Source organism: Pseudorhodobacter sp. (assembly GCF_034675685.1).
Classification (GTDB): domain Bacteria; phylum Pseudomonadota; class Alphaproteobacteria; order Rhodobacterales; family Rhodobacteraceae; genus Pseudorhodobacter.
Genome location: NZ_JAUCDA010000019.1, coordinates 52901 through 64582, shown reverse-complemented (window position 1 = coordinate 64582; position 11682 = coordinate 52901). Strand labels below are relative to the sequence as shown.

At 61.7% G+C, this 11682-nt stretch carries 8 protein-coding genes; 4 read left to right on the top strand and 4 right to left on the bottom strand.

Annotated features, from left to right (window positions below):
- Window positions 1-169: 169 nt before the first annotated feature.
- The 3 genes from gdhA to VDP61_RS16945 all read right to left on the bottom strand — a co-directional run bounded on the left by gdhA (window position 170) and on the right by VDP61_RS16945 (window position 3396).
- The gene (gene gdhA / locus VDP61_RS16955) at window positions 170-1519 is read right to left on the bottom strand and encodes an NADP-specific glutamate dehydrogenase (RefSeq protein WP_323008045.1); all 1350 of its coding nucleotides are present in this window, start codon (window positions 1517-1519) and stop codon (window positions 170-172) included.
- 195 nt (window positions 1520-1714) lie between these two features.
- The gene (locus VDP61_RS16950) at window positions 1715-2068 is read right to left on the bottom strand and encodes a DUF5368 domain-containing protein (protein ID WP_323008044.1); all 354 of its coding nucleotides are present in this window, start codon (window positions 2066-2068) and stop codon (window positions 1715-1717) included.
- An 11-nt stretch (window positions 2069-2079) separates the two neighbouring features.
- Window positions 2080-3396, bottom strand: coding sequence for an FAD/NAD(P)-binding oxidoreductase (locus VDP61_RS16945; protein WP_323008043.1), 1317 nt, complete (start codon window positions 3394-3396; stop codon window positions 2080-2082).
- Between the two features lie 904 nt (window positions 3397-4300).
- Between VDP61_RS16945 and VDP61_RS16940 the strand changes: the two genes are divergently transcribed.
- The 3 genes from VDP61_RS16940 to VDP61_RS16930 all read left to right on the top strand — a co-directional run bounded on the left by VDP61_RS16940 (window position 4301) and on the right by VDP61_RS16930 (window position 7601).
- Window positions 4301-5089, top strand: coding sequence for an inositol monophosphatase family protein (locus tag VDP61_RS16940; protein WP_323008042.1), 789 nt, complete (start codon window positions 4301-4303; stop codon window positions 5087-5089).
- A 209-nt stretch (window positions 5090-5298) separates the two neighbouring features.
- Window positions 5299-6528 (top strand): AMP-binding protein, encoded by a 1230-nt coding sequence (locus tag VDP61_RS16935; RefSeq protein ID WP_323008041.1) that lies wholly within the window; start codon window positions 5299-5301, stop codon window positions 6526-6528.
- Complete coding sequence (locus tag VDP61_RS16930; protein WP_323008040.1) at window positions 6525-7601, top strand: thiolase family protein; 1077 nt, start codon at window positions 6525-6527, stop codon at window positions 7599-7601. Before VDP61_RS16935 ends, VDP61_RS16930 begins: the two co-directional genes overlap by 4 nt.
- A gap of 19 nt (window positions 7602-7620) precedes the next feature.
- Here the strand turns inward: VDP61_RS16930 and VDP61_RS16925 are convergent, their stop codons facing one another.
- Window positions 7621-8085: an Lrp/AsnC family transcriptional regulator gene (locus tag VDP61_RS16925; RefSeq protein ID WP_323008039.1), complete on the bottom strand. Its 465-nt coding sequence runs from the start codon at window positions 8083-8085 to the stop codon at window positions 7621-7623.
- Between the two features lie 115 nt (window positions 8086-8200).
- Between VDP61_RS16925 and putA the strand changes: the two genes are divergently transcribed.
- Window positions 8201-11650: a bifunctional proline dehydrogenase/L-glutamate gamma-semialdehyde dehydrogenase PutA gene (gene putA / locus VDP61_RS16920; RefSeq protein WP_323008038.1), complete on the top strand. Its 3450-nt coding sequence runs from the start codon at window positions 8201-8203 to the stop codon at window positions 11648-11650.
- Window positions 11651-11682 lie beyond the last annotated feature (32 nt).

The following is an 11682-nucleotide window of genomic DNA, read 5'->3' as shown; positions in this document are numbered from 1 at the left end:
TAGCACACCGGATCGGTTTAAGACCGCTTGCGGCATGGCGGCTTTGCGGCCTGCGTCCACAGCTAACGGTTTCACCGTCGAAATGTCCAGATGCGCGGATGCGGAAAGTCACGGGTGCGCCGCCCAAAGCTGCGGCGAATGGGCGCGACACTGCGGCGCGCCCATTTGTTCAGATGATGCCCATGGCATCCATTGCCTCGGCGACACGGACAAAGCCGGCGATATTGGCACCAAGCACATAATTGTCCGGTGCTCCGTATTCTTCGGCGGTTTCGTGACAGATTTCATGGATACCATACATGATCTCGGCCAGTTTCTTTTCGGTCTTGTCAAAGCTCCAACTGTCGCGGCTGGCGTTTTGCTGCATTTCCAGCGCCGAGGTTGCCACCCCCCCCGCATTCGCTGCCTTGCCGGGCGCAAACAGCACGCCGGCGGCCTGAAATATCTGAACCGCTTGCGGCATGCATGGCATGTTGGCCCCTTCGGCAACCGCAATCACACCGTTTTCAATCAGGGTTTTGGCAGCTGCTGCCCCCAGCTCATTTTGTGTGGCGCAGGGCAACGCAATCTCACAGGGCACATCCCAGATTGACCCGCCTTTGACAAAGCGCGCAGCGCCGCCTTTCAGGTCGACATATTCCGCAATCCGCCCGCGCCGCGTTTCCTTGATCTGTTTCACAAGGTCCAGGTCGATGCCGGCCTCATCCACGATATAGCCGCCCGAATCCGAGCAGGCGATGACCTTGCCGCCAAAGGCCATGATTTTTTCCATCGCATAAATCGCCACATTCCCCGACCCCGAGACAACGCAGCGCTTGCCGTCAAAGCCAGTGTTCCGACGTTCCAGCATGGATTGCACAAAATAGACCGTGCCAAAGCCCGTCGCCTCTTTGCGGGCGCGTGACCCACCATAAGACAGCGCCTTGCCCGTCAGAACCCCCGCCTCGTAGCGGTTGTTCAGCCGCTTGAACATGCCGAACATAAAGCCGATTTCACGCGCACCGACGCCAATATCACCCGCCGGCACATCAACATATTCCCCGATATGGCGGTGCAATTCGATCATGAAGGATTGGCAAAAACGCATCACTTCGCGGTCGGATTTTCCCTTGGGGTCAAAGTCTGATCCGCCTTTGCCGCCCCCGATGGGCATCCCGGTCAATGCGTTCTTGAAGGTCTGCTCGAACCCCAGAAACTTGATGATCCCCACATTCACCGACGGGTGAAACCGCAAGCCCCCCTTGTAAGGCCCAAGCGCCGAGTTGAACTGCACCCGAAAGCCGCGGTTGATCTGGACCTGATTTTTATCATCAATCCATGGCACGCGGAAAATGATCTGGCGTTCAGGCTCGCAGATCCGCTCGATCAACGCCTCGTCAGAATATTGGGGGTGCCGCTCGATGACCCGACCAAGGCTTTCCAGCACCTCGCGGGCGGCCTGATGAAATTCGACCTCGCCTGCATTTCGGTGTTCAATCGTGCGAAGGATCGGTTGCAGTTTTTCAGCGATATGGTCCAAGGGTCACTCCTTCGTAAGTTGCTGCCCTTGACTTCGCGCAAGATCATCGAAAATGCAATGGCGCTTGCGCGACAGCGCATAAAAACCAATCCCGCCGCCGCCTGCCCCGTTAAGCGCGCAAACCAAAACGCGGCGACAGTTGCCTGTCGCCGCGTGGCGGATCAAAACCCGTGGGCGGCATCGCGCCGCCCTTTTTCATCTGTTGCTTGTACCGCGAAACAGCGATTGGGCGGTATAGACAAGGATAGCCGCGCCAATCGCCCCCATGACGGCCACCCCCAACAGCACGATCAAATCCACCGGCCCGCCGATGTCACGCAGATGCGAGTCGGTCATGGCCTGCACGAACATGACGGCGGCCACGGCACCAAAGGGCATCGAAAGCTGGGCCATCAAGAATTTGCGCATCGACAGTTCCCGGTCACGGATCAGCACATAAAGATAGGCGGCGGTAATCAGCACAGCCGCCGCGACCATTCCCCAAAACAGGCCGCGCCCGAAAATATCTTCAAACACGGCGATCATTGTTTCTAATGTCAGGTTTTCCATTTCATTCCCCCTCAGGCCTTGCCGCGCAGCATTGCATTATAGGTGGCTTTCAGCGCCACCTCTTTCATCAGCCAACTGATCCACAGTTCCTCCAACGGCGCTATGATGCCCGGAAAAGAGGGTTTGAGGTTGTTGTGATAGTCAAACTCCACCAGCATCGCGCGGCCAACCCGCGTGATCAGCGGGCATGAGGTGTACCCATCATAGGCCGCAGTTCCCTCTTTGCCCTGAAGGGCCGCGATCAGGTGATCTTCGACCACAGGCACCTGCCATTTCACCGAAGCGGCGGTTTTGCCCTTGGGCACGCCCGCGACATCGCCCAGCGCAAAGATATCGGGAAAGCGCAGATGGCGCAGGGTTTGTTTATCCACCTCGACCCAGCCCTGATCGGTCCATTTATCGGCCCAGCTCAGCCCTGATTGGCGGATCACATCGGGGGCGCGCTGCGGCGGAACGACGTGCAGATAATCATAGCCCATCTCCTTATCGCCTTCGGGCGTGGCAAAGGTGGCGATCTTGCGGCCGGCATCAACCGCTTTCAGCACATGGCTGTAATGCGCCGCGATGCCGCGATCCTTGAACAGCATCCGCACCTTTTCCGAAACGATCGGCACACCGAACAGCGCGCCGTCATGGGCGGCATAGTGCATTTCATGCTTGCCCTTGCCCGCCGTGCGCGTCGCAATATCCTCGATCAGGAAAGTATGTTTCAGCGGCGCACCCGCGCATTTCATTTCTGTACCGGGGCGGGTGAACAGGCCAACGCCCCCCGATGACGCAAAGGCGGATGCGGCCTGCCAGGTCTTGGCGGCATAGTCGGGCCCGGCATAGAGCGCGCCAATGCCATTGGCCCCGACCATATCCAGCGAGAACCCCTCGATCGCGCCATGGTCCAGCACAAGACCGGGGGCGACAATCAGAAAATCATAGGCCAGCGTCTGGCCGCCGGATGTGGCTACGGTTTTGGCAATCGGGTCAATGGCCGCTGCTGCCTCGGCAATATAGCTGATGCCTTTGGGCAGCCAATCGGTGGTGCGCGATTGGGTGTAGGAGGCCGGTTTCAGACCCGCTGCAACCAAGGACAGGCCGGGCTGATAGCGATGCTCGGCGCTTGGATCAACAACGGTGATTGCCGCCCCGTCCAGCCTGTCAACCAGCCTGTTGACCAGCGCCGTGCCCGCAGCCCCTGCGCCGATGATGACAATCCGTGCCTTGGTTTGCAGCTTTGCCGCCGCAGCAGGTTGCACCGCTGCGGCCAGGGCAAGGCCGCCAATACCCAGCCCCAGAAAGCCCCGGCGCGAAGCCAGAAATTCATCACGTTTTGTCATGTCTCATCTCCCCTATTGTTTGTCGCAAGCTTTTGGAAATCAGTTGCCAACCTTCTTTCAACTCCTGCCTCAGCGCGTTTATCACCGCAACAACACCGACCCAAAGGCAGGCGCGCCAAGATCGCCCACCTGCCTTCGGGGCAAAGCGTAAAAGCGCCGTCTGCCCCTTTTTGTGCGCGCAAACCCGGCAAGGTGCTTGCCCGCCCCCCGCATCAAGTCTTTCGCGGGGATGCCAGAATATCAAGCCATGCCGTGCCGTAGCGCTCAAGATTAAATTCAATTATCAGAATATATTCAGAAATCAAGGGTGCAGCATTGATCTGGGTCAATCTTCACATAATTTTAACAGGCTACATGGCCGCCCCACAGTGGCGCCGCCAAAGCACGGGCCCAACAGGACAGCCATTGGCCACCTTGCGTTTGCCTTGAGTCGGCGCAACAGACAAAGCCTTGGAATGCGGGTGTTTCATACACAAGAGAAGTAATCTAAGGCAATGAAAATAATATCGAAAATATAGATCCCTTTCAACTCTACCTGCCATATTTCAAGCTCGGCTGGGCTATCATGTCAGGCCCTGCCGAGCATGGCACACCTTCACGCCTTGGCGCGGCGGCACGACACGCGGGCCTTGCTGGCCAAATGTTCGGCGGCCCAGCATTGCCCGGTCTGCGGCAAGCGGTGCCTGCGGGCAGACAGTATCGACTGTTTTTGGCTGAATACTTGCCGCATACCCCTTCCATTAAGGCTATATCAGGTCAATTCGCCCGATGAATGACCAAATATGGGCCATTTGAGCCGCACGCCTGCTGAAATCGCGGCAAAGCCCCTGGCATGTCTCTGCCCCCTTGGCATCCGGGCGGGCCGCGCGTATAGGCTTTGGCCGGACACGAATGGAGCCCCGGCATGCAAGGCAGCGCGAACCTCAACCTGATGAAGAAGGCGGCCCGCAAGGTTGGGCGCGCCCTGGTCAAGGATTTCCGCGAGGTGGAGAACCTTCAGGTATCGGCCAAAGGGCCTGGCGATTTTGTGACGCGGGCCGACCGCGAGGCAGAAAAAGTGCTGCGCGAGGAGTTGCTGGGCGGCCGCCCGACCTATGGCTTTCTGGGCGAGGAAAGCACCGAAACCGAGGGCGCAGACCCGACGCGCCGCTGGATCGTGGACCCGCTGGACGGCACCACCAACTTTCTGCACGGATTGCCGCATTGGGCAGTTTCGATCGCGCTGGAGCACAAGGGCGAGATTGTCGCCGGTGTGATCTTTGACGCCGCCAAGGATGAGATGTTCTGGGCGGAAAAAGGCGGCGGTGCCTGGATGAACGAAAGCCGTTTACGCGTTTCGGGCCGGCGCAGCCTGATTGAAAGCATTTTTGCGACAGCAGTACCGTGCAGCGGCAAGGGCACATTGCCCGCAACCTTGCAGGATTTTGCCCGCCTGGCCCCCGTAACCGCCGGTGTGCGCAGTTGGGGTTCGGCCGCGCTGAACATGGCCTATGTCGCAGCAGGCCGGTTTGATGGCTATTGGGCGCGTGGCGTCCAGCCCTGGGACATCGCTGCCGGCATCGTGCTGGTGCGTGAGGCGGGCGGTATGGTGTCGGCCATCCGCGAGGGTGACGAGCCTTTGGTGAAAGGGTCGATCATTTGTGGCAACGCCCCCCTGTTTGAGGGGTTCCGCAAAGTTATTCGCGGGGAATGACAGGGCCAAGGTGCCTCTCCTTGAACCGCGCTCAGATATCGCGGCCTGACACACAGGATTTCAACATGGTATGGGGTGGGCTGTGTTTCACGTCAAAGTCGAACCGCTTTACTGCATGCCCCAATGGCCAATGACGGTTTCAGGTATTTTGTCAGGATAAAATCCGGGGCGCTGTTTTGCGATAGCCGACGCGAAGGGGGGCGGGGCGAATGAACAGGTTTCACTGGCACCCCGAGGCGCGGCTGTTTGGGGCCAATGACCATGCGGCCCAAGGGTTTGCCCCTGCTTTTGACGCAATCTCTGAAACAAAGGGTGTGGCGGTGCCGCGCCCTTTTGGCGTTCTGGGCGGGTGCCCCGAGCGGCCCGTGAATACGGCCTTGCAGCGTGCGTTCGGCCCAGCCCCGTTTCGGATTGGCGCGCCCGATGCCCCTGCCCCGGCTTCAGGATTTGAGACGTTGACCTCTGGCAGCACCGGCGCGCCACGCCGGATTGCGCGAACCGTGGGGTCTTGGCAGCGCAGTTTTGCGGTAAATTCAGGGCTGTTCGGCCTTGGGCCGGGCGCGCGGGTGGCGGTGCTGGGGCGATTGGTGCAATCGCTTTCGCTCTATGGCGCGGTCGAAGGGCTGAGTCTGGGCGCCGCTGTGCATGTGTTGGATGGAATGCGCCCGGATCGGCAGCGGGCGGCCCTGGCTGCGCGCAGAATTGGGGTACTTTGGGCCTCGCCGCCGCAGTTGCAATTGTTGCTAGAGGCGGGCGGGCCAGACTTGCCGGATCTGCGCTTTGTGCTGGTGGGGGGGGCAAAGCTGGATACCGGGTTGCGGGCGGGGGTGGCGCGGCTATGCCCAGGCGCCAAACTCCGCGAATTTTACGGCGCGGCCGAGGCCAGCTTTATCAGCCTGGCAGATGATGAAACGCCGGACCATGCGGTTGGCCGCCCGTATCCGGGCGTAGAGATCGGGATTGGTGGGCCTGCCGGCAGGGCAACACAGGGCCGTGTTTGGGTTCGCAGCCCCTATCTGTTTTGCGGCTACGGCGGCCCGAATGCAGGCGTGGCCGAGTGGCGCGATGGCTGGCTTGGGCTTGGCGAGGTCGGTCGGATCGAGGCCGGGCAGTTGGTGCTGTTGGGCCGGATTGACCGGATGGTGACCGTGGCAGGACAAAATGCCTATCCCGAGGCGATGGAGCTGTTTTTGCTGACCCTGCCGGGGCTGATGCGGGCCGCTGTGGTGCCGCGCGCCGATGGGTTGCGCGGGCATGTGCTCGAGGCTGTTTTGATGGGCGTGGGGGATGAGACGCAGATCCTGGCAGCGCTGCGGGCGCGGTTTGGGGCATTGGTTGCGCCAAGGCGTGTGCGCTGGCGCCAGGATTGGCCGGTTCTGGCCTCGGGCAAGACCGATTTGGCGGCATTGGCGCGCGGGGATTGCACGGGGATTGAATGAGCAGCGCTTTCATCATCGCCGCACGGCGCAGCCCGGTAATGCCTTTGGGCGGGGCCTTTGCCCGGATGGCAGTGCACCAGTTGGCGGCACCGGTAATGCGTGCCTGTCTGGCTGATGCCGGGATCGAAAGCGGGCGCGTGGATGAGGTGATCTTGTCCAATGCGCTGGGGGCGGGGGGCAATCCGGCGCGGGTGGCGGCGTTGGCGGCAGGCTTGCCCGAACGCGTGGCCGGGTTGAGCATTGACCGGCAATGCGCAGGCGGCCTGGATGCGGTGATCCTGGCACGGGCCTTGGTGGAAAGTGGCGCGGCCGAGGTGGTGCTGGCTGGCGGCGCCGAGAGCTATTCCCGCCGCCCGCTGCGGTTGCGTACAGACCCTGACGGCGGCGCGCCCGTACCTTACGATGCGCCGCCGTTCACGCCCTGGCCCACGCGCGATCCGGGGATGCATAGCGCAGCGGCGGCCCTGGCAACGCGTCTGGGGGTGCCGCGCGCGGTGCAAGATGCGTTTGCGGTTGCGTCACATGCACGGGCCATGACCGCACTGCATCCCGAGATTGTCGCGATTTCCGGCCTGGCGCGGGATGGGTTTACGCGGGCCATGACGCCCGCACTGGCTGCACGGGCAAAGACGATCGAGGGCAGCATCACCGTGGCAAATGCGGCTGTAGCAGCGGATGGGGCAGCGTTTTGCCTGGTGGTCTCGGCGCGGATTGCCGCATCGGCGGCGCGCAGCCTGCGGATTCTTGGCGGCGCGACCGTGGGCGGCTGCCCACAAGAACCCGGGCTTGCCCCCTTGGGGGCGATTGCCCGGGTTCTTCCCCCCCGGCTGCTGCTGGCGCGCAGTGAGATCATGGAGGCCTATGCGATTCAGGCCATTGCCTGCATTCAGGGCGCGGGGCTGGACCCTGCGCGCGTGAACATTGGCGGTGGGGCATTGGCGCGCGGGCACCCGATCGGCGCGTCGGGCGCTGTGCTGGTTGCACGATTGTTTGCGGATTTGGACAGCGGCTTTGGCCTGTGCGCGATTGCCGCCGCCGGGGGGGTCGGGTCGGCGTTGCTTCTTGCGGCGTAACGGCAAAGGCGCGCGCCATTCAGGCCCCCATCTCTTTGACCGCCTCCATCGCGACATGGGTCGAGGTAGAGGCAACATGCGGCAGCGAAGATATCCGCTCGCCCAGGACCCGCCGGTAATCCTGAATATCTCCAGTGCGCACTTTCAAAAGGTAATCAAATCGGCTGGCCATCATATGGCACTCTTCGACCTCGGGAATCGCCAGCACGGCCTTGTTGAACGCTTGCAACGCGCTTTCGCGGGTGTCCGACAGCCGCACCTCAACAAAGGCCACATGGGCCTGCCCCATCTTGATCGGGTCAAGCTGGGCGCGATAGGCCGTGATAACCCCGGTTTCTTCCAAGCGTTTCATGCGGGCCTGGGTCGGTGATTTTGACAGGCCGATACGGCGCGCAAGCTCGGTCGCGCTGATGCGGCCTTCGGTGGCAAGCACCCGCAGAATCGCCTGATCAAAGCGATCCAGTTCAAACGGCGCTGATGGCATCTGCATTCCCCCTGCAATCGGCCTGCAATCGGCCAAAACGCCTGCCGATTGACGCAAATCGGGACGAATGGCTTTTGATTCCCGCGTATATTAGGAGAAAGAGGAGAGTTTGCCCATGCCCCGCGATTCTATTGACACTGCCTGGACCATTGTAGACCAACACGCCCTGCGCCCCGAGGCCGCACTGGTGCGCGAGATGATCGCCGAGGCGGGTTTGACACCCGATGACCGCGCCCGCATTGCCGCACAAGGTGCAGATCTGGTCCGCGCGATCCGCGCCAGTGCCAAGCCGGGGCTGATGGAAGTTTTTCTGGCCGAATACGGGCTGTCAACCGATGAGGGCATTGCGCTGATGTGTCTTGCCGAAGCGCTGTTGCGGGTGCCTGATGCCGATACGATGGATGCGCTGATCGAGGATAAGATAGCCCCGTCCGACTGGGGCAAGCATCTGGGCAAGTCTGCCTCAAGCCTGGTGAATGCCTCAACCTGGGCGCTGATGCTGACGGGCCGCGTCCTAGACGACCGTCAGCCCGGTATCGCAAACAGCCTGCGCGGAGCGGTCAAGCGTTTGGGAGAGCCAGTGATTCGGACCGCCGTTTCGCGGGCGATGAAAGAAATGGGCAAGCAATTCGTTTTGGGCGAAACCATTGAGGCCGCGATGAAACGCGCGCGGGAATTGGAGGGCAAGGGCTTTACCTATTCCTATGATATGCTGGGCGAGGCCGCGCGCACCGAACAGGACGCGCGGCGCTATCATCTGGCCTATACGGCGGCGATCACGGCAATTGCCAAGGCGGCAAAGTCGCAAGACATCCGCGACAATCCGGGAATTTCGGTAAAACTTAGCGCGCTGCATCCGCGCTATGAGGTCGCAAAGCGTGGGCGGGTGATGGAAGAACTGGTGCCACGGGTGCGCGCACTTGCAGGTCTGGCCAAGGCTGCCGGGCTGGGGTTCAACATTGATGCCGAAGAGGCAGACCGTCTGGCGCTATCGCTTCAGGTGATCGAGGCGGTGCTGGCGGATAAGGCCCTGAAGGGCTGGGATGGGTTCGGCGTGGTGGTGCAGGCCTATGGCAGGCGTGCGGGGCCGGTTATCGACTGGCTTTATGGCACAGCAGAACGGCTGGACCGCAAGATCATGGTGCGTTTGGTCAAAGGTGCCTATTGGGACGCCGAAGTAAAGCGCGCGCAGGTCATGGGGCTGGAAAGCTTTCCGGTCTTTACCCGCAAACAGGCGACCGATGTGTCTTACATGGCCAATGCCAAAAAGCTGCTGGGCATGACCGATCGGATCTATCCGCAATTTGCCACCCATAACGCCCATACCGTTGCCGCCATTCTGGATATGGCCACCGACAAGCGCAGCTTTGAATTTCAGCGCCTGCATGGCATGGGCGAGCGGCTGCATGATATCGTGTTGGCGCAAGACGGTACGCGCTGCCGGATTTATGCCCCGGTGGGGGCGCATCGCGATTTGCTGGCCTATCTGGTGCGGCGCTTGCTGGAAAACGGCGCGAACAGCAGTTTCGTGAATCAGATCGTGGACGAGGCCGTGCCCCCAGAAGAGGTTGCCGCCTGCCCGATTGCAGCAATGGAGGCGATGACCCCGGTGGAAAGCCCGATTTTGCGCACGCCGCCACGGCTGTTTGGCACGCGCGACAACTCGCAGGGCTGGGATTTGACCGACAGCCGCGATCTGGCGGCAATCGAGGCGGCGCGTGGCCCGTTTGAGACCACGTTGTTCGAAGCGCGCCCGATGCTTGCGGGATCGGTTGCGGGGGGCAAACGCTGGGCGGTGACCAACCCGGCAACCGGCGCTGTGGTGGGGCATGTTTTGCCCGCCGCCGCCCCCGATATCGAAACCGCTTTGGCAGCAGCGACCCCTTGGGATGCAGCCCCGGCCGAGCGGGCTGCAGTGCTGCGCCGTGCCGCCGATCTGTATGAGGCCGAGTTTGGCAAAATCTTTGCCTTGCTGGCGCGCGAGGCAGGAAAAACCTTGCTGGATGCCGTGGGTGAATTGCGAGAAGCGGTTGATTTCATGCGCTATTACGCCGATCAAGGCGAGGCGCTGACCACGCCGGCGCGCGGTGTTTTCACCTGCATCAGCCCGTGGAACTTCCCGCTGGCGATCTTCTCGGGGCAGATTGCGGCGGCTTTGGCGGCGGGCAATGCGGTGCTGGCCAAACCGGCGGAACAAACCGGGTTGATTGCTGCCTTTGCGGTGGAATTGCTGCATAAGGCGGGCGTGCCAGAGACGGCCTTGCAACTGTTGCCGGGCGAAGGTGCGGTTGTGGGTGCAGGGCTGACGGGCGATGCCCGCGTCAAGGGCGTGTGCTTTACAGGATCAACCGAGACCGCCCAGCGCATCCGCCGCAACATGGCCCAGCATATGGACCCGACCGCACCACTGATTGCGGAAACCGGGGGCCTGAATGCGATGGTGGTCGACAGCACCGCGCTGCCGGAACAGGCGGTGCGTGATATTCTGGCCTCCAGTTTCCAGTCGGCAGGGCAACGCTGTTCGGCGCTGCGCTGTTTATATTTGCAGGATGATATTTCTGACACCGTCAAGGAAATGCTGTTCGGCGCGATGGATGACCTGGAAGCGGGCAACCCCTGGGATCTGGCGACCGATGTCGGCCCGGTGATTGATGCCGAGGCACAGGCCGAGATTCGCGCCTATATCGAGGCGGCACGCGCCCAGGGGCGGGTGCTGAAAGAGGGTACGGTGCCAGAGAATGGCACATTCATTCCGCCAACGGTTATTCAGGTGACGGGCATTGCGGATATGCCGCGCGAAATCTTTGGGCCTGTGCTGCATATTGCGCCTTGGCGCGCCGGTGGGCTGAACAAGGTGATCGACGATGTGAACGCGATGGGCTACGGGTTGACCTTTGGCCTGCACAGCCGGATTGATGACCGGGTAGAGCGGGTAGTGGCCCGGATCAACGTCGGCAATACCTATGTGAACCGCAACCAGATCGGCGCGGTCGTTGGCAGCCAACCCTTTGGCGGCGAGGGCCTTTCTGGCACAGGGCCAAAGGCGGGCGGGCCTGATTACATCGCACGGTTTACGCAGGTGGCGGCACCTGTGCTGGATGGCGTTGCCGCCACCTGCACGCAGGCCGATGTCGAAAAGTCGTTGCACGCCGAGGCCACTCCGCGCCGAAGCTTGCATGTGCTTGACCTGCCGGGGCCAACGGGCGAATCAAACCGGCTTTCGGCCTTTGCCCGTGCGCCGCTGTTGTGCCTTGGGCCAAACCGCGCACAAGCCTTGGCACAGGCCGAAGCCGTTCGCGCACTTGGCGGTGAGGCTGTCGAGGCTGCTGGCCTGCAGGCCACCGCCTTGACCCAACTGGACGGCTTTTCAGGTGCGTTGTGGTGGGGCGACAAGGATCAGGGCCGCGCCTATGCGCAGGCTTTGGCAGCCCGCAAAGGGGCAATCTTGCCGCTGATCGGGGGCATGCCCGATGCCGCGCATGTCCGGCTGGAACGTCATGTCTGCATCGACACCACCGCATCGGGCGGCAACGCGCAACTTCTGGCCGAAATGGGAGAAGCGTGAGCCGGGTTTGAACAGGGCTTGACCTGTGGCTG

Excerpts from the sequence above, each read along its gene's own strand:
- VDP61_RS16950 (WP_323008044.1), bottom strand. The coding sequence starts at position 2,068 with ATGGAAAACCTGACATTAGAAACAATGATCGCCGTGTTTGAAGATATT.
- VDP61_RS16945 (WP_323008043.1), bottom strand. The coding sequence starts at position 3,396 with ATGACAAAACGTGATGAATTTCTGGCTTCGCGCCGGGGCTTTCTGGGG.
- VDP61_RS16940 (WP_323008042.1), top strand. The coding sequence starts at position 4,301 with ATGCAAGGCAGCGCGAACCTCAACCTGATGAAGAAGGCGGCCCGCAAG.
- VDP61_RS16935 (WP_323008041.1), top strand. The coding sequence starts at position 5,299 with ATGAACAGGTTTCACTGGCACCCCGAGGCGCGGCTGTTTGGGGCCAAT.
- VDP61_RS16930 (WP_323008040.1), top strand. The coding sequence starts at position 6,525 with ATGAGCAGCGCTTTCATCATCGCCGCACGGCGCAGCCCGGTAATGCCT.
- VDP61_RS16925 (WP_323008039.1), bottom strand. The coding sequence starts at position 8,085 with ATGCCATCAGCGCCGTTTGAACTGGATCGCTTTGATCAGGCGATTCTG.
- putA (WP_323008038.1), top strand. The coding sequence starts at position 8,201 with ATGCCCCGCGATTCTATTGACACTGCCTGGACCATTGTAGACCAACAC.